Origin of the sequence: Neorhizobium galegae bv. orientalis str. HAMBI 540 (genome assembly GCF_000731315.1) — a bacterium.
GTDB lineage: Bacteria > Pseudomonadota > Alphaproteobacteria > Rhizobiales > Rhizobiaceae > Neorhizobium > Neorhizobium galegae.
Genome location: NZ_HG938354.1, coordinates 1,050,707 through 1,071,348, shown reverse-complemented (window position 1 = coordinate 1,071,348; position 20,642 = coordinate 1,050,707). Strand labels below are relative to the sequence as shown.

General features: G+C 56.9%; 17 protein-coding genes and 3 pseudogenes. 11 read left to right on the top strand and 9 right to left on the bottom strand.

Going from position 1 to position 20,642, the window contains the following annotated elements; translation table 11 throughout:
- Nucleotides 1–574: 574 nt before the first annotated feature.
- The 5 genes from RG540_RS27685 to RG540_RS33665 form a co-directional block, all read right to left on the bottom strand.
- Nucleotides 575–1,885 carry an HlyD family type I secretion periplasmic adaptor subunit gene (locus RG540_RS27685; protein WP_041366470.1) on the bottom strand — a complete coding sequence of 437 codons (1,311 nt, stop codon included), beginning with the start codon at nt 1,883–1,885 and terminating at the stop codon, nt 575–577.
- Nucleotides 1,886–1,920: 35 nt separating this feature from the next.
- Nucleotides 1,921–3,621, bottom strand: coding sequence for a type I secretion system permease/ATPase (locus RG540_RS27680; RefSeq protein ID WP_046602103.1), 1,701 nt, complete (start codon nt 3,619–3,621; stop codon nt 1,921–1,923).
- Between the two features lie 293 nt (nt 3,622–3,914).
- Nucleotides 3,915–4,721, bottom strand: coding sequence for a calcium-binding protein (locus RG540_RS27675; protein ID WP_041365291.1), 807 nt, complete (start codon nt 4,719–4,721; stop codon nt 3,915–3,917).
- Between the two features lie 425 nt (nt 4,722–5,146).
- Entirely contained in the window at nt 5,147–6,451 is a 1,305-nt protein-coding gene (locus tag RG540_RS27670) for a dicarboxylate/amino acid:cation symporter (RefSeq protein ID WP_041365289.1), read from the bottom strand.
- Nucleotides 6,448–6,903 carry a nitrogen fixation protein NifQ gene (locus RG540_RS33665; RefSeq protein ID WP_407668986.1) on the bottom strand — a complete coding sequence of 152 codons (456 nt, stop codon included), beginning with the start codon at nt 6,901–6,903 and terminating at the stop codon, nt 6,448–6,450. The genes RG540_RS27670 and RG540_RS33665 overlap by 4 nt, the downstream gene beginning before the upstream one ends.
- Before the next feature lie 1,154 nt (nt 6,904–8,057).
- Here RG540_RS33665 and RG540_RS27660 point away from each other — a divergent pair.
- The 8 genes and pseudogenes from RG540_RS27660 to RG540_RS27625 all read left to right on the top strand — a co-directional run.
- Complete coding sequence (locus RG540_RS27660) at nt 8,058–9,977, top strand: acyltransferase family protein (RefSeq protein WP_041365285.1); 1,920 nt, start codon at nt 8,058–8,060, stop codon at nt 9,975–9,977.
- A 68-nt stretch (nt 9,978–10,045) separates the two neighbouring features.
- On the top strand, nt 10,046–10,282 hold the full coding sequence (locus RG540_RS27655; RefSeq protein ID WP_162182824.1) for a hypothetical protein: 237 nt from the start codon (nt 10,046–10,048) through the stop codon (nt 10,280–10,282).
- An 88-nt stretch (nt 10,283–10,370) separates the two neighbouring features.
- Nucleotides 10,371–10,799 carry an IS66-like element accessory protein TnpA gene (tnpA, locus tag RG540_RS27650; protein ID WP_041365281.1) on the top strand — a complete coding sequence of 143 codons (429 nt, stop codon included), beginning with the start codon at nt 10,371–10,373 and terminating at the stop codon, nt 10,797–10,799.
- Nucleotides 10,796–11,147 (top strand): annotated as a pseudogene (gene tnpB, locus RG540_RS27645) (IS66 family insertion sequence element accessory protein TnpB). Before tnpA ends, tnpB begins: the two are co-directional and overlap by 4 nt.
- Nucleotides 11,148–11,194: 47 nt before the next feature.
- Nucleotides 11,195–12,892, top strand: coding sequence for an IS66 family transposase (gene tnpC / locus RG540_RS27640; RefSeq protein ID WP_051909850.1), 1,698 nt, complete (start codon nt 11,195–11,197; stop codon nt 12,890–12,892).
- Between the two features lie 55 nt (nt 12,893–12,947).
- Complete coding sequence (istA, locus tag RG540_RS27635; protein ID WP_041365085.1) at nt 12,948–14,468, top strand: IS21 family transposase; 1,521 nt, start codon at nt 12,948–12,950, stop codon at nt 14,466–14,468.
- Nucleotides 14,458–15,252 carry an IS21-like element helper ATPase IstB gene (gene istB, locus RG540_RS27630; protein WP_041365087.1) on the top strand — a complete coding sequence of 265 codons (795 nt, stop codon included), beginning with the start codon at nt 14,458–14,460 and terminating at the stop codon, nt 15,250–15,252. Before istA ends, istB begins: the two co-directional genes overlap by 11 nt.
- Nucleotides 15,253–15,318: 66 nt before the next feature.
- Nucleotides 15,319–15,627: pseudogene (locus tag RG540_RS27625) on the top strand (ABC transporter permease subunit); the annotation flags it as partial.
- Nucleotides 15,628–15,649: 22 nt separating this feature from the next.
- Here the strand turns inward: RG540_RS27625 and RG540_RS31970 are convergent.
- A protein-coding gene (locus tag RG540_RS31970) for an IS630 family transposase (protein WP_155414878.1) occupies nt 15,650–16,553 on the bottom strand; the annotation gives its coding sequence in 2 pieces (ribosomal slippage) (nt 15,650–16,216 and nt 16,218–16,553; 903 coding nt in all).
- Nucleotides 16,554–16,634: 81 nt separating this feature from the next.
- Between RG540_RS31970 and RG540_RS27610 the strand changes: the two are divergent.
- The 3 genes and pseudogenes from RG540_RS27610 to RG540_RS31965 all read left to right on the top strand — a co-directional run.
- Nucleotides 16,635–17,141, top strand: a pseudogene (locus RG540_RS27610) (ABC transporter permease); the annotation flags it as partial.
- A gap of 9 nt (nt 17,142–17,150) precedes the next feature.
- Complete coding sequence (locus tag RG540_RS27605) at nt 17,151–17,960, top strand: ATP-binding cassette domain-containing protein (RefSeq protein ID WP_041365277.1); 810 nt, start codon at nt 17,151–17,153, stop codon at nt 17,958–17,960.
- A 186-nt stretch (nt 17,961–18,146) separates the two neighbouring features.
- Entirely contained in the window at nt 18,147–18,332 is a 186-nt protein-coding gene (locus RG540_RS31965) for a MurR/RpiR family transcriptional regulator (protein WP_080725167.1), read from the top strand.
- Between the two features lie 111 nt (nt 18,333–18,443).
- On the opposite strand, the gene RG540_RS27600 is transcribed toward RG540_RS31965, so the two are convergent.
- The 3 genes from RG540_RS27600 to RG540_RS27590 all read right to left on the bottom strand — a co-directional run bounded on the left by RG540_RS27600 (nt 18,444) and on the right by RG540_RS27590 (nt 20,634).
- Entirely contained in the window at nt 18,444–18,737 is a 294-nt protein-coding gene (locus tag RG540_RS27600) for a type II toxin-antitoxin system RelE/ParE family toxin (RefSeq protein WP_041365275.1), read from the bottom strand.
- Between the two features lie 2 nt (nt 18,738–18,739).
- Nucleotides 18,740–19,018, bottom strand: coding sequence for a type II toxin-antitoxin system ParD family antitoxin (locus RG540_RS27595; RefSeq protein WP_041365273.1), 279 nt, complete (start codon nt 19,016–19,018; stop codon nt 18,740–18,742).
- A gap of 449 nt (nt 19,019–19,467) precedes the next feature.
- Nucleotides 19,468–20,634 (bottom strand): IS110 family RNA-guided transposase, encoded by a 1,167-nt coding sequence (locus tag RG540_RS27590; protein ID WP_041365271.1) that lies wholly within the window; start codon nt 20,632–20,634, stop codon nt 19,468–19,470.
- Between the last annotated feature and the right edge of the window lie 8 nt (nt 20,635–20,642).

The following is a 20,642-nucleotide window of genomic DNA, read 5'->3' as shown; positions in this document are numbered from 1 at the left end:
TAACGTGGCAAGCCGCCAAAGCATGATGAACTTGAGGACGAAACCTCAACGCCGTTCAGACCGTCTGACGCAGTGCGCCTTTGAGCGCGCAAAATCGATTAGGCGATCGGCATCGCGGAACTCATCGTGGCCAGCGGTCGATGACCGCGCTAACAGGCCGGACATATGACCGCGCCGTTCCACACATGCGTCGGAGCCCGAATTAAACGGCGAAAGCCTACCCCGAAACTTACCCCGAAAAGCTTGACACCTCGCCTGAATGAACGGACAACAATCATTGCCTGTGGACCCCAGTAAACAGGGGGTGAGATCATCTTGGAAACCCGGGGCGCGATTTTTTCGGAACAAAGGGGCCGCTTCATCGGAATCGGCAGCCACGTCAGCCGCACAGAAAAGCGGCAGGTACTGCATTTCCCAGAAGGGTTAAACGCCGCCATGCTGCGGATCCAGGTAGATCGGGGTTGCGGTGCCAATTACGCTGGATGAGGGCGGAAACTCACTAGCGACGTGCTCCAGTCGATGAGAGCTCCGAATTCCACCAGGACAAAGTTCGCAAGCGCGTCTGCGAGGACTATTATTCTTCTCGGAAAGCTCGCGCCACTTGATCCGCTAGTGGTTTAACGAGATATGCCAGCGCGGTCCGCTCGCTCGTCTGAATAAACGCCTCGACGGGCATCCCTGGGACGGGCGTGAGCTTTCCAACGCGCGCCCATTCTTCTTGCGGAAGGTGAACCCGCAAGGTGTAGTAGCCTTGGCCGGTTCTTTGGTCGGTTGTGAGATCGGCCGCTATATCCGTAACGCGGCCATTCATCTGAGGCGTTGTGTTTTGGCTAAATGCTGAGAAACGGAGCCTGACATCCTGCCCCACGGCAACTTGGTCGATATCTTGGGGTGCAAGCTTGAGTTCTGCGGTGAAAGCATCGCTGCTTGGAACGATTTGCATGATCGTTTCGCCAGGCGTCACTACGGCGCCAACAGCGTGCACCGTCAGTTGGTGGACGGTTCCTGCCTGGGGAGCGCGGATATCTACATGCTGCAGCTCATCTCTTGCGGCTACCATGCGTTCGGAATATTCGGCGACCTCACTCTCTGCCTGACGCAGTTGATCCGAAATTTCAGTTCTCTGATCATCGTCAATCTGAATGATTTGAAGTTTTGTTTCTGCCATCTTTTCAGTTATCTCAGCGGTTGATGCAATGAGACTCCCGAGGTCTCCAGTGAGATCCGCCGCGTCGCGCTGCAAAGCGTAGACCCGGGTCGCAGGTATGACGCCTCGTTCGAACAACGATTGTAAACTCGCCAGTTCCTTTTTGACGAGGGAGACGGCACCGCGTTTTCCATCCTGTTGGGCCGACAATCCTTCTGCCTGCCTCGAGAGCTGGTTTAACCGTTCGATCAGTTGTGCCTTTCGTCCTGCCCTCGACGCACGGCGATCATTGAACAGTCGCTGTTCCCCCTCGATGATTTTGGCTACCTCCGCGTTCCCTTGATGTTTGAAGACGGAATTAGGAAAATCGATCACCTCATTTGAGTCGCGTTCTGCCAAGAGGCGCGCTATTCGCGCCGAAAGCTCTTTCAGCCGCTTGCAAATGACCGCCAGATTCGCTCGAAGCTGGATATCGTTCAAATGGACGAGCAACTGTCCGGCGAGGACACGATCTCCGTTCTTGACGAACACATCACCGACGGTACCACCGCTTTGGTGCTTGATGGTCTTCACATAGCTATCAACAACGAGCGTGCCCGAAGCAATGACTGCTCCGCGCAGGTGAACGGTTGCTGCAAGCCCCCCCAACACCCCAAACAGCAGGAATATCGTAGCAAAGGCAATCAAAGTTAGGCGGCGGATTGAGTGTTCGGCTAGAGGAGCGTAGTCTTGAACCATCGTGCCATTATTTTGACTGATAGAAACATCGTTCGTCATGACTGCGTCGTCCTTCGCAGCACCTCATCTTTCCAGCCAAATGACCTTGCGTGACCGTCCTCTAGCACAAGCACTTTGTCGACCGCTTCAAGTGCACTGGGGCGATGGGCGATAACTACTGCTATGCCTCCCCTCGATCGAATCCCCATAATCGCGCGCGACAGTGCTTTGTCGCCGTCTGCATCAAGATTAGAATTGGGTTCATCGAGCACAACCAAAAAAGGGTCACCATAGAGCGCCCTCGCCAGCCCGATTCGCTGTCGTTGCCCGGCAGATAGGACGGAGCCCTGCTCTCCGATTCTTGTGTTGAAGCCGTCTTTGAATTGAACAACCATGTCATAGACTCCAGCCGCCTTCGCCGCGTGAATGACTTTTTCTGATGAGGCGTCCGGGTCATGGCGAGCTATGTTGTCTGCGATCGTCCCTCCGAAGAGAGCAACATCTTGTGAGAGGTATCCAATATAGGTGCCAAGCAACTGGGGACCCCATTGGGAGACTGCGGCGCCATCCAAGCGTACGGTGCCGGCGACCGGTTGCCACAGCCCCACCAACCCTCGACCAAGGGAGGATTTACCTGAGGCGCTGGGACCGATCACGCCCAGTGCCTGTCCCGAACGAAGCTCAAATGCAATGCCGCGGACGATAGTGTTTCGCGCGCCGGGCGCCGCGAGGTGCAGATTTTCGACAGTGAGAATCTCAGTAGGTCGTCCCAATACCACCTCCTTCCTCGTCGGAGGAATGACATCGGCGAGTCGGATAAGACGTGACCAGCTTTCCCGGGCTCTAGCAAATCCCTTCCATTGGCCAATCGCCAGTTCGACTGGCGCTAGGGCGCGGCTCATCAAAATAGAGCTGGCGATCATTGTGCCCCCCGTCGCTTCCTGGCGGATGACCAAACTTGCACCGACTCCAAGCATTATGGATTGGAGCATCATACGTAAAATCCGGGACAAGGTTGCCAAAGAGATAGTTGCAGAAATTGAACTAAAATGATTGTCAAGATAACGGCGGTTTACGTCAGCCCATTTTCGGCCAAGCAGATGGCCAAACCCCATTGCCAAGACTGCCTCCGAATTCCGCCTGCAAGACTGGGCGAGAGCAAGCCGTTCTGTCGAGACCTCGGCGGCCTCTTTTGCCGGCTGACGCGATTTGTGCTCGGCCAGAATGGTCAGCGCGACCAGCGTGACCGCTCCCGCAAGAGCAGTAACTCCTATCCAGACGTGAAACAAAAAGCAAAGTCCAAGGTAGAACGGCATCCAGGGAATATCGAACAAAGCTGTCGGGCCAAGACCGGACAGGAAACCTCTAACTGTGTCCAGATCGCGCACAGACTGAAGGCCGTCGTCCGGCGTCTGCATGTGGTTGGATTGGATGAAAAGCGATTGGTAGACCACCCTTCCGAACCGCTCATCAACGGACATGCCGACTCGCATCAGCAGTTGCGACCGGATGAACTCAAGTATTCCCTGAAAGACGTACAAGGTCGCTGCGATCACCCCGAGGCCAACGAGGGTCGGGAGGCTATGGGCCGGAATTACCCGATCATAAACTTGCAGCATGAAGAATGAGCCCGTCATCGCAAGCACGTTGATCGCGGCGCTAGTCGCCGCAATGCCGGGAAAAGCATTTTTCAGCGACAATAGGATCGTCATGAAAAACAACTGTGGTCGATTTGGGTTGCTGTGAGACAAAATCATAGAGTATTCCTGCGTCTGTAACGCTCAAGCCGTGCGGAATAGTGTCACCATCGCGACTTCATCTAGCGACTTATCTCTTATGTTTGGTGCTTGGCTCGTCTCAGGGACGGCCAGTTGATAGTGGGAAACCGATATGTGTTGGCTGCCCCGCTGCGCATTCCCAGTTTCGGATACGCCCAGTGCCTCTCATTTCAGAGGGAGGCACCGGGTTACGCTGTGCGCCGAAGTTACGACACCAGACTGTATTGACTGACCTCAACTCCCAGCTGAAAGTATTCCACGAATTCTTCAGGTCAGATGAAGGCGAAGTTCGAAGCCGTCATGGTGGCAAGGTCCGCCAGGGTTAGATGGTTCAGCTCCGCGAAGCTGTCAGCGTGGTTTGCGGAGTCGACGTAAGCCACCGTCGCGACGGTGGTCCAGGAGTCATGGTACACGATGATGTCGCCAGCGCTCTCGCCGGAAATCGCTTTAGCGGCTGCAGAAGCAGACGCGAAAGTCTGGTCGGTGATCACCACCACATGCTGGCCCTTTGCGTGCGCCGCTGCGCCGCTGTAGAAGGTGTCCACAAACGAACCCGGCACTCCGCTGGAGTGGTCGACAAAGTTAGCGCCGGCTTGATCTCCGCCCAGGCCTTTCGCATCAAAGGTAAATCGGTCCTGCTTAGGGTCGAAATCGTCAACGACGGCGTAGCTCTTGTCGCTCCCGACCATTGGGTCGTGGAAACGGAACACAAACGCGTCGCCGTCGTCTCCACCCTTCAGAAGATCCTTGCCATCCCCTGCGACGAGAATGTCCCTTCCTGGGCCAGCAACGATCACGTCCCACCCGTCAACCCCCTTAGGTATGTTGCGCGGCGCGTTGGGCTCGTCGCTGTACAGGAGATCATCTCCCTCCTGACCATACAGGGTGTCGGAACCCTCGCCGCCCCAAACAATGTCGTGACCCTCACCGGTCCAAATCAGGTCAGGCCCTTTGCCGCCGTCGACCCAGTCATCACCGTTGCGAGCTTGGATCCAATCGCCTGTGCCGCGGCCATTGATGATATCATTGCCGTCTGTACCCTTGATGTTATTCCCACGATCATCGCCGTCTATTTTCATCACATGTGCTCCATAAGAGGCAGCTCCGATGCTGCTTACCCCTTATGTCGTCCGAACTGCCACCTGGGAAATCGATTGATGTGATCGCATGCATAGACGCCGCAAATGCCACGCCGCCGGTTTCGGCGTCGAAGAAAGCCTCAAGAGATTGTCACAGAACATGGCGAGGTGCGCGTTCGTTCGACGCAGGTGGGAGCGCTTCAGACGTGGGTTGATATGGTATCCTTTTGGCATAATAGCACTCCGCCTGAGTTTAGCTATTGGACCGCGTGCGAATTCAACCACTCAGTCGATTTATGCCTTTCGGTCCGCGCCTGGCAGGCAACGCATAGTGTTACAGGAATCATGGTTGGGCGGGGCCCGCTCCAAAGCAATCTACGTCCACCGTTGGGGCACGAAAGCCTCGCTCGAGTTTGAACATCTTGTTATTGAATTTCGTCCACCGCTGGTTCCCTGGCCAGCGCAGCGGTCATCCGGCCCCGATCGAGATCTCCCTCCCAATTGGCGACGACGAGCGTCGCTATTGCATTGCCGATTAGATTGGTGATTGCTCGGCTTTCCGACATAAAGCGGTCGATTCCGAGGATCAGCGCCATACCGGCGACCGGGACCGAAGGCACCGCGGAAAGCGTCGCTGCGAGCGTTATAAAGCCTGCGCCGGTGATGCCGGCCGAACCCTTTGAACTCAGCATAGCAACCAATAGAAGCAGGATCTGATCCGCCAGCGTGAGCGGCGTGTCCGTCGCTTGGGCGATGAAAAGCGAAGCCAACGTCATGTAGATGTTTGTGCCGTCCAGATTGAAAGAATATCCGGTCGGGACAACAAGTCCAACGACCGACCGCTTGCAGCCCACCTGCTCCATCTTCGCCATTAAGCCCGGTAGAGCCGCTTCCGACGAGGATGTCCCCAGGACGAGCAGGATCTCTTCCTTGATGTAAGCGATCAAAGCAATGACCGAGAATCCATTGCATCGCGCGACAGCCCCGAGCACCACGAGCACGAAGAGGAGCGACGTGAGGTAAAAAGTGCCGATCAGCATTACCAGGTTAATAAGGGAGGCAATGCCATATTTACCAATCGTGAAGGCCATCGCGCCGAAGGCTCCTATGGGAGCGGCTTTCATCAGCACGGCTGTAAGCTTAAACATCGGTTCCGTAAGTGCATCCAGGAACCTGACGACCGGTTGCCCACGATCGCCTACCATTGCAATCGATATTCCAAAAAGTATCGAAATGAACAGCACCTGAAGGATATTGCCATCCGCGAAGGCGCCGACGATGGTGTTTGGAATTATCTTCATAAGAAAGCTCACTGCAGTCGTCCCGTGAGCGTTCGTCGCGTAGGCGGCGACGGCTTTTGGATCAAGTGTCGCCGGATTGATGTGCATCCCCGCGCCCGGCCGGAGGATGTTCGCAACCAGAAGGCCAACGGCGAGTGCCAAGGTCGAAAACACAGTGAAATAGAGAATCGCCTTTCCGGCAACACGTCCAACTTTCTTCAGGTCAGCCATTCCGGCAATGCCAGTTGTAACCGTCAAGAATATGACTGGCGCAATAATCATGCTGACGAGCTTGATGAATGCATCCCCTAGTGGTTTCAAAGAAGCACCGAGGTCAGGATAAAAATTGCCTACCATAATGCCAGCGACGATTGCAGTGAGAACCTGCACGTAGAGATGACGGTAAAACGGCACCTTACGAGGGGTCTCTGCGGCTTGATTCGCAATCATTGTCGTTCCTCTTTATAGGTTCCAAAGCGTTCTCTACGCCCGTTGACTGGCAACAGGCTGGGACTGCGCTCACCGACCGGTTTTTTGCAGGTTTTTCGCCTTCTTCTGGTCCGAAGCAGGTCTGGCGCTCCATGCGCTGTCGGCAACTTTGTGCAACCCATAGAGATATGGCCATCAGCCTCGCAGAGTTTGCGGTAAAGGTATTTCTTCCACCGCATGCTATTGGTGTTGCCCGCCGCAAGTGTTGGGACATGGGCTCCGAGCAAATGGCTGAGCTCAGACCAATCGTACAGACCTACGGCCAGCCAAAGGTGGTCATGACTCATAGCCGTCCCAGCGATTATTGCGGCAAAGAAGGCGCTCATTGCATTATCTGGTCGTGTATGCGCGAGGAGCAGACCGAGCAGATCTTCTTCCTCCACGCTCGATTCAGCGGTTTGCAAGTTTGGCATTGCGAAGGCTTGTGAAAGGGGGGTGGAGGGGCAAAGGGCGTCGTCTAACTCGGTTGCGGAAAATCCTTTCGACCTCCTTGCAGTCATAGATCTGGCAGCGCCTTTTTCGAATGCATGTAAAAGGACGCCCGTTAATACATAACGATCGAAGTCCACCTCACAATTCAAAGGCGGCTCGAGATCCATCGATTGGACGATTGACGCTGGACGGGTCAATCGTCCATTCGTCGCCGACCTCGACCAACTTGTGCAGGTAGTGCGAATGTGACCCTGAGTTTCCATCCTGCGACCTCATGATTTGCCGTGAGATGAGTTGCGGCACCAAGCATTGGGTGCCTGGTAATTAGTATTTCAAGAATCATGCCAATTTGGATTTAGCCGCGCAGCTCCTGGATTTGGGGTCTTCGTTCGGTCCAGAAAGCAGACGTGTATGATGGTTATGTCGGGAAATCGACAAACTGACGCCGAATGTCGTAAAACCGTTGGCAAACGCTCCGGCGTGTCTCGAATTGGTGCTGAGCAGAAGGGTTCCACCTGGGGGGCTTGCTATCGGCGCGATGATAACGCCGCTTTATCGCGTGGCCACTGATGGTGAACAGCAACTTCCTTGTCGCCTATGCAGTCGCTGGTGGACCTCAAGGCTGAGCTGAATCCAACCGATGGACCAAGTCTTAACCAGCATACCGCATCGTCATGAAGCGTGTACGACAACGCGCATGACTTTTGTCTGTTCATTTGCACTTAGAGCTCAACAGCGTGATGAAGCCTTATGGCGAACATGCGCGTGGCGAGCGCATTAGGCGAGGTTGCCGACTGCTTGCGTCACCGTAAGTTTCTACCCTCCGTCAAAGCATCGAGCCAAAGGCGTCTGCAAGCAATCCATAGCATGTATGTATGGCATTCAAACAATCGATTTTACGAATTGGCGGGCATGCTCCATTAGAAGAACAACAATTGACTGAAAGCAAGTACGCCGGCGCCTGCTGCCGACGATTTCTTAGTTATGGGCGAGTGCGGCAAATCGGCCGAAATCGATCCAGCGAATGTTTCTAGAAGGGCACCTTTTCACATCGTTGCTGCGGATTCCTGCGGCTGACCAACGTGTCTAAGGTCTTAGTTCATCCAGTTAAGCCGGGAAATTCATCAGGTCTTCTATGCCGCGAGACTTTCGAGCCGATGTCCATGCCTTGCGGGGTCTATCTGCCCTGCTGGTTGTCTTTTATCATACCCAAGTCGCGCCGTTTGGTTATCTCGGCGTTGATATTTTCTTCGTAATTTCGGGCTTTCTGATCACCGGCCTCATCTCTACCGAGCTTGAGCAGGCACGGTTCAGCTTTTGGGAATTCTATTATCGTCGTGCGAAGCGTCTGTTGCCCGCCGCCTATGTGGTCATTGCGCTCACGACGATCGCTGCACCCTTCTTCCTGACAGATGTGGGCCTGGGGGACTTCCGAACTCAGGTCCTCGGGGCGCTCACATTCACCAGCAACATCGTTCTCTGGACTCAGGCGGACTATTTCGGCGGATCCGCCGAAACGAAGCCTCTCCTGCATTTCTGGTCGCTCGCTGTCGAAGAACAGTGTTATCTGCTGCTTCCTGCTTTCTTGGCCTTGGCTCCCAAGAGATGGTGGCTCACAGCCGTTAGTTCGCTCCTGGTTGCCAGCCTGGCGCTGTGTCTCTACGTGGCCTTTCGCGACCCATCCGCTGCATTTTATCTTTTGCCGACCCGCTTTTGGGAAATAGCGATTGGTTCACTCGGGGCATTGCTTCCCGCCAGCGCTCGCGTGGCTGCCAAGTTTGCGGCGCTGCGCCTCCCGGCGCTCGTGCTTATCCTCCTTATTCCCTTTGGACCTTCTGGTTTGCAGAACCCGATCGTGGATGCCGCTTTGGTCTGCTTGGCAACCCTGATCCTCCTGCTGTCGCCCAGCAGGGATAATGTGGCGGTTCGAAGCATGGCAAGGATTGGGGATATCTCGTACTCGCTCTATCTGATCCATTGGCCGGTGCTTGTATATGTGCGGGCTGCTTGGCTGGAAGAGCCTCCTGCGCTTGCGATCTATGCGGCCGTTGCCTTCTCAGTTGTAGCGAGCTTAGTTCTTCACCGTTTCGTGGAAAAGCCGTTCCAGCAGGGATTCGTTGCATCTCGTGGACGGATGGCCTCAGGACTCGTTGCCGCAACGGTTCTTCTCGGCTTCGCACTGTCAGTCGACATTGGCGCAGCCGAAAGTAAGGGTGGCTTTTCCGAGAGCCGACGGATCAATTACGGCCTGGCAAGGGCATGTGATCTCACATCTGGATCGCGTCCTCAGGGCATCCCGGAGGCTTGCCAGACGACGGACAGCCCCGAATTGCTGGTCTGGGGCGATTCATTTGCCATGGCACTGGTTTCTGGCTTGGCCAAAACGGTCGGAGAGGCCGGCCTGGCTCAGCTCACAATGAGCGGGTGCTCCCCCGCCATCGGCGTTGCTGCCTTCTCCAAGCGCGCACTGTCTCCCTCCTCCGGTGAGGACTGTATCCGCTTCAATGACAGTGTTTTGGATATCCTGAAAAATCGGCCGGAGATAAGGACCGTTGTCATTTCGAGTCCATTTGACGCCCCTGACTCCAAAGACTTCATGCTGCTTAAGAGGCGTGACGGGACATTCACGGAAGTTGAAACTTCGGTAGATGAAGCCATTGAGGGTATCAAGTCTCTCGTCGAGGCAGTTCGTGCTTTGGGCAGGCGAGTGGTCATAGTTGCTCCCCCGCCAGTCGCAGGCTTCGATATCGGCGATTGCCTTGAGCGAAAGGTGAGTGGAGGTCTTATGCTCGGGCGGCACAGTGATTGCAAAATCGATGTCATCGATTACCGCCGGATGCGATCCCGCACTCTCGATCTCTTAAACCAGGTCGCCGTGAAAGCTGACGTCGAGGTTGTCTCTTACCACGACTTTCTCTGCGACGACACAAAATGCAGAACTGAGATCGATGGTAAATTCCTCTACCGGGACAGCGGCCACCTTTCCTATCAGGGATCAGAGATCATCGCTCGAAAGACAGGACTTGCTGAGAGACTGATCAGGGCTGCTCGTTAGAGCATTTTCGAGATAGACTCTGTTTCAAGACGAATTTTCTAGGCGGAGTGAACCGCGAGCACTTTCGCGTGGCCTGCAATGAAAAGCGCACGAGGATTTCGGACGCCCGCCGCGCCGACCTGAAAGCGCACGAGGCGACGGCCCGCAAGGCTGCTAAGCGAAACGCGTTCTGGCACGGCGCGGTGATCGCCTCGGTCGGCGTTGGTGGCGCCGCCGATATCGCCCGTGCTGCCATGTATGGATGGCTCCTGCGAGTCAAGGATACGATCGGTTCCGGTAAACAGGTCGGTTGCGGCCATGTATAGTACGCATCCGAGTTGGGCCGCATTGTTGAGTGAGTAAGAGTGTGGATGCTCTGTCTATATAGACGGCAATATAGACGGTGCTTCACACATGGACTTGATGAATGATCTCACCGGGCATTTCAGCCGGATGGAGATTGTCGATAGCGGGCGTCGCCGGCGTTTCACGGATGAAGCGAAGCTGGCGATTGTGGCTGAGAGTTATAACGGCCCGCGGCAGGTGACGGCCACGGCGCAGCGTCATGGGATCACGCGCTGGCAGTTGAATGCCTGGCGCAGGGCCGCCCGGGAAGGACGGCTTGTCCACCGCTCGACAAACGGGTTTGTTCCAGCGATCGTTGTTGCCGAGCCGGTTGTTGCGAACACGCCACCTGCGGCGACTGTCGCTGTGCCGCCGCCTGTCAGCGACCACGGTCGCATGGAGGTGGTGAGTGCGAACGACCGGCGTGTGATCGTCGGTCGGGATGTCGACGTGGACGTCCTGCTGCGGATTATGCGGGGTCTGGAGACGTTGCGATGAACCCGTTTCCGATGGGAACGGGTGTCAAGGTTTGGTTGTCGACCGGACATACAGACATGCGGTGCGGCTTTCCTTCGCTAGCCCTTCGGGTGCAGGAAGTTTTGAAGCATGACCCGCTGGCCGGTCATTTGTTCTGTTTCCGGGGGCCGCCGAGGTGATCTGATAAAATTGATCTGGCATGATGGCCAGGGCGCATGCCTGTTCACGAAAAAATTGGAACGCGGCCGGTTTATCTGGCCGAATGTAGAGGGCGGCGCGGTGGCAATCACGCCGGCGCAGCTTTCTTATTTGCTGTCCGGAATTGACTGGAGAGCCCCTCAGGAAACCTGGCGCCCGACGCGGGTTTGAACGTCTTTTGCATTGAATTTGTTGGATAAATATGCTTCTATGACAGCATGTCGTTACCGCCTCTCTCACTGCCGGACGATCTTGCCAGCGCCCACGCCGCGTTGCTGGCGGAACGCGAGGCGCGGATACGCGCTGAGGCTGAAGCGAGCAGTGCAAAAGCAAAACTTTCCGGCATTGAGGCGCTCAACGCCCATCTGCAATTGCTGATCGCCAAGTTGGAACGCGACAAACACGGTCCGAGCCGGGAGCGCACCCAGCGGCTGATCGACCAGATGGAATTGCAGCTTGAGGAACTGGTCGCTGATGCGACCGAGGATGAGCTTGCGTCAGAGGCGGCCTCAGCGAAAACACAGACCGTTCGTGCCTTCACCCGCAAGCGCCCGGTGCGCAAACCCTGGCCAGAAAATATTGAGCGCGAACGTCTCGTCGTCGACGCGCCGACCGCCTGCACCCATTGTGGCAGCGAGCGTCTGTCGAAGCTTGGTGAGGATACTACCGAGACGCTGGAGGAGGTCCCGCGCCGCTTCAAGATCGTCGAAACCGTCCGGGAGAAATTTACCTGCCGGGACTGTGGCTGCATCAGCCAGGCGCCGGCGCCTTTCCATGCCACGGCGCGCGGCTTCCTTGGCCCCAACCTTCTTTCCACCATCGTCTTCGACAAATTCTCCGAGCATCAGCCCCTGAACCGCCAAAGTCGCCGGTTCCGCAGCGAGGGGATTGATCTGTCTACCCAGACGCTCGCCGACCAGGTTGGCTACGTCAGCGCCGCCGTCAAGCCACTCTTCGATATGATCGAAACCCACGTGTTTGCGGCCGAGCGCCTCCACGGCGACGACACCACCATCCCGATCCTCGCCAAGGGGCAGTGCATTACCGGCCGCATATGGACTTACGTTTGCGACGACCGGCCATTTGGCGGGCTTGCGCCGCCGGCTGCCGTCTTCTACGCCTCCAGCGACCGGCGTGGCGAACATCCGCAACGACATTTGGCCGAGTTCACCGGCATCCTGCAGGCCGATTGCTACAATGGCTTCAATCCGCTCTTCGACCGGAGCAGGAAACAAATCCCGGTAACGCCAGCCTTCTGTTTTGCCCATGCGCGGCGAAAGTTCTTCGAGTTGGCCGACGTCTCTCGCAGTGCCCGGCGGGGCAAGGGCTTGCGGCCTGTCTCTGCGACGGCGTTGGAAGCGGTCAAACGCATCGATGCGCTGTTTGACATCGAGCGCGACATCAACGGCAAAAGCGCCGAAGAGCGCCTTGCCGTGCGCCAGGAAAAGAGCAAGCCGCTGCTTGACGAACTGGAGGCTTGGTTCAGGCTGGAACTCGAAGGCCTGTCGCGATCCTCACCGGTTATTGAACCCATCAACTATATGCTGTCGCGCTGGGCCGACTTTGCCAGATACGCCGACGACGGCAGGATCTGCATGACGAATAACGCGGCGGAAAGAGCCCTGCGCGGGGTTGCATGTGGAAGAAAGAACTGGAGCTTCGCCGGATCCGAGCGGGGCGCCGACCGGGCGGCCATCATGCTGACCCTTATTACGACGGCCCGCCTCAACGACATCGACCCGAAGGCTTGGCTCGCAGATGTGCTGACGCGCGTCGCAGATCTTCCCGTCTCCCGCCTGCGTGAGCTCTTGCCTTGGGAATGGAAGAGGATCAAGGCGGTGGCGATATCGGTTGCCGCGTGTTGGTTTCCACGCAGAACTGAGCCGGTTAGGCGCATAATTTCCATTGAGAATTGAGCCATGTGAACCTTCCCCCAACGCGGAGAGCGACGGGGGCAACGGAGTGATCCACATGGGACTTTTAAACATCATCCGTCGGATGGCGCTGCGCGAGAAGCAGTCGATCCGCGAGATCAGCCGGCGCACTGGGCTGTCACGCAACACGATCGCAAAGTATTTGAGTGCCGGTACGATCGAGCCGACGTTCACGGTACCGGAACGACCGAGCAAGCTTGATCCTTTTGCCGACAAACTGGCTGGCTGGTTGAAGACCGAGGCCGGAAGGTCGCGCAAGCAGCGCCGAACGCTGAAGCAGCTTCATGCCGATCTGGTGGTTCTCGGCTTTACCGGCTCCTATGGCCGGGTCGCCGCGTTCGCCCGTAACTGGCGGACTGAGCAGCAGACAGCGGGCCGCGGCATATTCGTTCCGCTGTCTTTCCGCCCAGGTGAAGCATTCCAGTTCGATTGGAGTGAGGACTATGCCGTAATCGGCGGCGAGCGCACGAAGCTTCAGGTCGCCCATATCAAGCTATCACACAGTCGCGCCTTTCTGGTCAGAGCTTACCTGCTGCAGACGCACGAGATGCTGTTTGACGCTCACTGGCACGGGTTCCGCGTGTTCGGCGGCGTACCTGGTCGCGGCATCTATGATAACATGAAGACCGCGGTCGATCGTGTTGGCCGCGGCAAGGAACGGCAGGTCAACGTCCGCTTCCAGGCGATGACGAACCACTACGTCTTTGCGCCCGAGTTCTGCAATCCCGCCGCAGGCTGGGAGAAGGGACAGGTCGAGAAGAACGTTCAGGATGCCCGACCGCGGCTGTGGCAACAGATGCCGGACTTTCCAGATCTACCGGCGTTGAACGCCTGGCTGGAGCAGCATTGCCAAAACCTGTGGCACGAGACACCGCATGGCACTTTGCCCGGCACGATTGCAGATGCTTGGGCTGATGAGCGGGCGGCGTTGATGGCATTGCCTACCGCGTTTGACGGCTTCGTCGAGCAGAGCAAGCGGGTCTCACCGACATGCCTGATCACCTTCGAGCGTAATCGTTACAGCGTGCCTGCGTCTTTTGCGAACCGGCCCGTCAGCCTGCGGATCTATCCCGAGCGGCTGGTCGTTGCGGCCGAAGGAAATATCCTCTGCGAACATCCGCGGGTGATCGAGCGCAGTCACGACAAACCACCGCGAACGATTTACGACTGGCGGCATTACCTTGCGGTCATCCAACGCAAGCCCGGTGCCCTGCGCAATGGGGCGCCCTTCCTGGAATTGCCATTGGCCTTTCGGCAATTGCAGGACCAGATGCTTCGCCGCCCTGGTGGTGATCGTGAGATGGCCGATATCCTTGCTCTCGTTCTTCATCACGACGAACAGGCCATCCTCCGCGCTGTGGAACTGGCCCTGGATGCGGGCGTGGCGACCAAAACGCATGTGCTGAACCTGCTGCACCGGTTGATCGACGGCAAGACGATCGACGGTCCTGACATCGATACGCCACAGGCGCTGACCTTGCTGCGCGAACCCAAGGCCAACGTCGAGCGCTACGATGGCTTGCGTGTCCAGATCGTGGGAGGTCGCCATGCGTCATGATCCCGCCAGCGCCGCCGTCGTCATCATGCTCCGGAGCCTGAAGATGTATGGCATGGCCCAGGCTGTAACGGACCTGATCGAGCAAGGAGCTCCGGCTTTCGAGGCGGCCGTGCCGATCCTGTCCCAGTTGCTGAAAGCCGAAATGGCCGAGCGAGAGGTTCGTTCGATCGCCTATCACATGAAGGCCGCCCGTTTCCCGGCCTACAAGGACTCCTCAGGGTTCGACTTTGCCGCGAGCGAGATCAACGAGGCGACAGTGCGCCAACTGCACCGATGCGAGTTCATGGATGGAGCGCAGAATATCGTGCTCGTCGGCGGGCCGGGCACAGGAAAAACACATATCGCGACCGCCCTCGGCGTCCAGGCGATCGAGCATCACCGCCGAAAGGTCCGCTTCTTCTCGACCATCGAACTGGTCAACGCTCTCGAGCAGGAGAAGGCCAAAGGCAAGGCAGGCCAGATCGCCGAGACGCTGGTTCGCCTCGATCTGCTGATCCTCGACGAACTCGGATACCTTCCGTTCAGTGCTTCAGGCGGAGCGCTGCTCTTCCATCTGCTGAGCAAGCTCTACGAGCGCACCAGCGTCATCATCACCACCAACCTCAGCTTCAGCGAATGGGCGACCGTCTTTGGCGATGCCAAGATGACGACCGCTCTGCTCGACCGTCTGACCCACCGTTGCCATATCCTGGAAACCGGGAACGACAGCTTCCGCTTCAAAGCCAGCTCGGCCGCCGCGGCACAAAAGAGAGGAGAAAAGGCCAACCCATTGACCAAAGCCTGATCAGAAAACCATACTTAGAGGTGGCTCACTTCTCGGTGGAAAAACCGGCTCAGTTCCGCGTGGAAACCAACAGGGCTGCTCATGATCGCAGGCGAACTCGACATCTCAATTGGCTCGATGATCCCGGCTGGATCCATGATTTTTGCGATCATCACTGGTTACTACGGCTTCCCGGTCTGGGCCGGGATCGCCACCGCCCTGCTTCTTGGAATTATCGTAGGACTGATCAACGGAGTGCTCGTTCTCAAGACGTCGGTCCCATCCTTGATCGTGACGCTTGGTACTCTGTTTGCAGTCGCGGGCCTTACCCTCAGTCTCTCGGTTTTTATCACTGGGACGACAAGCGTGGCTGTAAGCGTGCCTCCATTCGTGAAGGCGATTCTAAAGCGTGTCGCGTTTAATCTGCCTCGTATCCTGCGGCTTTGAAGTAGTTTCTGCATTCTGTGACGGAGAAGAGATTGCAGATTTCGCCGAGGGCTTGGGTGATGGCATCGAAGCTGCGGGCAGCCCGCTTTCGCAGCAGCGTCTTGAGTTTTGAGAAGGCCATCTCTATGGGATTGAGGTCGGGACTATAGGGCGGCAGAAACAGCAGCCAGGCTCCCTTTGCCCTGACCAGTTCTTCGGCCCGTTCGCTCTTATGAAAGGCGACATTGTCGAGAATGACGACGTCTCCAGGCGACAGGTTCGGCGCGAGTTGGGTCTCTATCCACGCCTCGAAGATGCGGGCGTTCATTGCGATGAAGGTTTGGGATTTCCACGAACCGAAGGGTGAATGCGTTCGATAGCGCTGCCCTCGCGCAGACCATCCCGACCGCTTCGTCAGCTTTGTGTTCGTCGATGTCTCGTCGATAAAAACCAGCCGGGCCAATCCTTTGTTGAAGAAAGGCTTGCGCCGTGCGGTCCACAGTTCACGCGCCCGCGCGATCTCCGGGCGCAACTGCTCGGCGGCCTGCAGGCTTTTTTTTATGGCTCAACCCAAGCCGATGCAGAAGCCGTCCGACACTGGAGCGATGGACGATGACGCCACGTCCGCAAAGTTCCACGCAAAGCTCGTCCAGCGTCAGTTCGCCATTCTGTGCCAGCCGCTCTCCAACCCACGCGTGCTGTGCCGAAAGCTTACCGCCGCCAAGGTGCCCCTGCCGGCGGGGGAGAAGCGAACCTGTCTCGCGCTTCAGGATCACCAGATCGTTCACGAAACGCGGCGACACCCGAAAATGCCGGGCGGCCTCCCGATGCCCATGGCCTTCTTCCACAAACGCTACGACACGCTCACGCAACGCAATCGGATGTGACTTGCCCATGGCGATCTCCCTTCACATCAAAGGGAATCACCGATGGACTGATTTGAGAACCATGAATCGCAAAAACAGCGACACGCTTTAGGTGAATTCGTCGGCGGAATGTTCCAGGTTACGATTTTCTGGTGGATCGGGATCGCCGCGATCTACACGTTCATCTTGCATTTCTCGCCAGCGGGGAACTGGATCTTCGCATTGGGAGGCGACAAGGTCGGCGCGAGGAATGCCGGCATACCGACGGACAAGATAACCGTTTCACTGTTCGTGGCGAGCAGCGTGTCGGCATCGTTCGTCGGCGTCAGCCAGGCAATCCTGTTCAATTCCGCTCAGGTTTCGTCAGGTAGCTCTTTTATCTTCAATTCCATTATCAGCGTGGTCGTGGGCGGCGTCCTGTTGACGGGTGGATATGGTTCGATCGTTGGTGTGGTCATGGGAACAATCACGTTCGCGATCGTCAACCAGGGGATCTATTTCACGTCCTTCGATGCCAATCTGGCAAGCCTTATCATCGGTGTACTGATGTTGCTCGCGGTTCTGCTCAACAACACGTTCCGCACGATGGCATTGTCCTACAGCAGCAAGAAGAAGTGAGGTGCAACCATGGCCACTCCGATTTTGAAACTCGAAGGCGTCAACAAATCTTTCGGTCCCATCGACGTCTTGCACGACATCTCGCTTGAAGTGCGGGCAGGCGAGGTGCTTTGTCTCCTCGGAGACAACGGCGCCGGGAAATCGACCCTGATCAAGACAATGTCAGGCGTTTACAAGCCGACATCCGGCACAATTGAAATGGACGGCCAGCCCGTCGCCTTCACCAGTCCTCGCGATGCCAGTGAACGTGGCATCGCCACGGTCCACCAGTTCGGTGGGACGTTTCCACTCATGAGCATCGGCCGATCCTTCTTTGTTGGCGTTGAACCCACCAAGCGTTTTGGGCCACTGAAAGTCTACGACAGAAAGAAGGCGAACGAGATCGCTGTCCGTGCCGTCAGAGAATTTGGCATAACGCGGATCGACGATGGTGATCGACTTGTGGGCGGCCTTTCGGGTGGTGAACGTCAATCACTGGCTATAGCTCGGGCCGTACACTTCGGCGCTCGTCTCTTGATACTGGACGAACCGACCGCCGCTCTTGGAGTGAAGGAGGCGGCTCATGTTCTCCGGATCGTTCTTCAGGCCCGCAAGCGAGGTCTGGCGGTCATCTTCATCACCCATAACGTGGTTCATGCTTTAACGGTTGGGGACCATTTTGCCGTGCTCATCCGAGGGGCAAAGGCCGCTGACTTCCGTAGGGGCCAGAAATCCCGTGAAGAGATCACTGACCTCATGGCAGGTGGCGAGGCGATGGCCGAGTTGGAAGCGGAAATCGAAAGCCATTTAGAAGTCCATCAGACTTACCTTGCCGATTGAGAGCAACAGAAGGACGCGCCAGGGGCGCGCGTCCTACCATCCCTTTGTCAGCCACTCCACGTCAGAGATTTTCAATGGCAGAACGTTTGGGCACAGGGCGACCAGCAGACCTAAATTGATCTCAAACAGTGGGTCGTGGCAAATCGACTGATTCTCCCGACGCAACAGGAGCTCGTCGCGAGGGCGATGCTTGCAAGGCCGGATGTCGTTGCCTTTGGCACGGCTGCATCCGTTGCTCGACTCTGCTCGGTCTCCCCTTCAACCGTTTTGCGCGTTTCCACCGCATTGGGATTCGGCGGCATTCGCGAATTCAGAAACTTCTTTCGACAACATCTGCGAATGAGTGCGAAGAGGACTACCCCGACCTATTAAAAAGCTAAGCCAGCCATCAATCTATTAAGAAAGTTCCATAAATCGCGTATGCCAACCGTGCGATGTCGCTTTGTGGTTTCGCGCCCGTAGCCACGCTTGACAGGCCACCCCTTAAACAACGACTTGGGAGGAGATCTTCCGGCGCCCGTGCAGCACGCGGATGATTTCGACTGCGCCGCCGGTGAGCCGATAAAGAGTAAGATACTCGCCTGAGACCAGATGCCGAATACCCGGCGCAATGTCGTCGCGCGCCACTCCCGAGTAAGGGTGTCGTGCGAGATGCTGCCAGCGCGCCTCAATCGCATCGAGAACTCGATCAGCTGCGACTATGTTTTCAACGGCAATGTAGGACCAGATTTCGATCAGGTCCTCATCGGCACGGTCTGTGCGGACAATAGAAAGCACAGTTAGCTTTCGCGTCGTGAAGGTTCAAAGCGATGGCGCGCGGCAGCTTTCACCTCTGCCATCGTCGAACGCGAACTCGGTCCGCTGTCGATACCCTCCTGAACAAGCGCTCGCAGATCCTCGACTGTAAAACCAAGCAAATCCCGTCTTTCCTTCCACTCACGCACGGCGTCGCGGATGGCTTCGCTCGTCGACGCATATTCGCCAGCATCGACCGCGCTTCGCACAAATCCCGCCATCTCAGGTGTCAGTGCAATTGTAATCTTCTCGACCGTCGTCATCGTAGCAGCCTTCTTCTCGTCACATCAATGGTATGCTATTGGCGTACCGGAAGCAAGAGGCCAATAGGCCGGGCTCGCGGGCAACTACTTGATTTCCTTTCCGCGTCCGCTTTCCGGCCGGGGTGGCCCGCGGTTCGGATCCCATCACATCAGGTCTTTTGTCAATTGTTCATCCAAGTGGCATCGAATTTCTCCTTGGTAAGCGGATCCGCGGTCTGAGCCCATAGCAATTACCGGCCCGGTTCTCGGGCCTGTACAACCTCACATCCGGTCGCCACTCTTGGCGGCTGCACCATTATCCCGCATTCGACGGGCACGGGCTCAGGAGAACGGGACCAAACTCAAGATCGGCATTCAAAGGCCAAAGGGATTCCCGGTCCGTTCACCTGGATCCGTCAGGACTGATCAGGCCCTGAGGATTCGAATTTTCGTTATAGGCACGTCCGGCTTCAGGCGGTTTTCATGATCGCACCTTCGATCACGACGCCGGAACTCACATACTTCCAGAGAGCCACGAGCAGCTTACGCGCGAGCGCCACGACCATCGGCGTCTTTAAGCGGCCGGCGTTTTGAGCGATGCGCTCTTTGAACCATATCGCTAGCGTCGATTTTGGTTGATGTCGCAACCAAAGCCAGGCGAGCTCGACCATGGTTGCTCGTAAACGCGGATTTCCCGCCTTAGACACACCCTGTTCGCGATTGACGTTACCGCTTTGCCAAGGGGAGGGGGCAAGGCCTGCGTACGATGCGATTTGGCGTCGGTTGTCGAAGTGTCGGAATAGGCCTTCGGTGTAGAGTATCGTAGCGAATTCTGGCCCTATTCCTTTGATGCCCAAAAGGGCGGTCGCTTCCTTCGGTGTCTCTGACGTCTCGCGCACGATCAAGGCGTCTCGCTCTGCTTCTACAGCCTTGATTTGTGTGAGCAACAATTCCAGGCGATCAAGTTCTCTGCAGACTTCGGCCTTCAGGTGTTTTGATAGCGGACGCCCATCGCCAGTTCGAAGCTCGTCCAGACGCTGCCGCCGATCTCGATTGACGGGTTCGTACTCCCTTATTCCTTGCGTGAAGAGCAGTCCCTTGATGCGATTGACGTGGAAGACGCGTTCGGCAATCAGAGTTTTCCGTTCCCGCCCAATCCGTCGGTTGTCCTCTTCTTCGGCGGTGAGAAGCTTGACCATCGAGCAGGCGCGGGGCTCGCCGCGCTTCCATGCAATCAAAGCGCGGATCAGCGTTTCGCCATCGATGCGATCTGTTTTCGCTCGGCGGTGCCGGCGCGGCATGGCAATCGATGCGGCTTCTACAATATGGCTCTCGATCCAAGCTTCCTTGCTCAGCATTCGTCCCAGCCAGAAGCCATCCAGCCCGGCCTCTTGAATCACCACCATTGGGTAAAGCATACTCTTTCGCCGTTTGGCCTTCAGGCGAAGCTCAGCGAAGCACGAGAACAGGCCGGCGATGTCGCCTCCGGTGACGGTGTAGCGGGACATCTTCTCGCTACACGGTGACAGTGCCGTCACCAGCCAAGTCGATTTACTCAATTCCAACGAGACGAAAATTGCGCCAAGATCGACGAGAGTAGCGGTTTGCGCTTGAGATTGATCTGCTGTCTTCGGCATGGTTGGCC

What these genes read in the sequence shown, in the direction of transcription:
- RG540_RS27660 (WP_041365285.1), top strand. Translation starts at nt 8,058, where the DNA reads ATGCCGCGAGACTTTCGAGCCGATGTCCATGCCTTGCGGGGTCTATCT.
- RG540_RS27595 (WP_041365273.1), bottom strand. Translation starts at nt 19,018, where the DNA reads ATGACGACGGTCGAGAAGATTACAATTGCACTGACACCTGAGATGGCG.
- RG540_RS27605 (WP_041365277.1), top strand. Translation starts at nt 17,151, where the DNA reads ATGGCCACTCCGATTTTGAAACTCGAAGGCGTCAACAAATCTTTCGGT.
- RG540_RS27675 (WP_041365291.1), bottom strand. Translation starts at nt 4,721, where the DNA reads ATGAAAATAGACGGCGATGATCGTGGGAATAACATCAAGGGTACAGAC.
- istA (WP_041365085.1), top strand. Translation starts at nt 12,948, where the DNA reads ATGGGACTTTTAAACATCATCCGTCGGATGGCGCTGCGCGAGAAGCAG.
- istB (WP_041365087.1), top strand. Translation starts at nt 14,458, where the DNA reads ATGCGTCATGATCCCGCCAGCGCCGCCGTCGTCATCATGCTCCGGAGC.
- RG540_RS27685 (WP_041366470.1), bottom strand. Translation starts at nt 1,885, where the DNA reads ATGGTTCAAGACTACGCTCCTCTAGCCGAACACTCAATCCGCCGCCTA.
- RG540_RS27680 (WP_046602103.1), bottom strand. Translation starts at nt 3,621, where the DNA reads ATGATTTTGTCTCACAGCAACCCAAATCGACCACAGTTGTTTTTCATG.
- RG540_RS27670 (WP_041365289.1), bottom strand. Translation starts at nt 6,451, where the DNA reads ATGATTGCGAATCAAGCCGCAGAGACCCCTCGTAAGGTGCCGTTTTAC.
- tnpA (WP_041365281.1), top strand. Translation starts at nt 10,371, where the DNA reads ATGGACTTGATGAATGATCTCACCGGGCATTTCAGCCGGATGGAGATT.
- RG540_RS31965 (WP_080725167.1), top strand. Translation starts at nt 18,147, where the DNA reads ATGCTTGCAAGGCCGGATGTCGTTGCCTTTGGCACGGCTGCATCCGTT.
- tnpC (WP_051909850.1), top strand. Translation starts at nt 11,195, where the DNA reads ATGTCGTTACCGCCTCTCTCACTGCCGGACGATCTTGCCAGCGCCCAC.
- RG540_RS33665 (WP_407668986.1), bottom strand. Translation starts at nt 6,903, where the DNA reads ATGCCAAACTTGCAAACCGCTGAATCGAGCGTGGAGGAAGAAGATCTG.
- RG540_RS27590 (WP_041365271.1), bottom strand. Translation starts at nt 20,634, where the DNA reads ATGCCGAAGACAGCAGATCAATCTCAAGCGCAAACCGCTACTCTCGTC.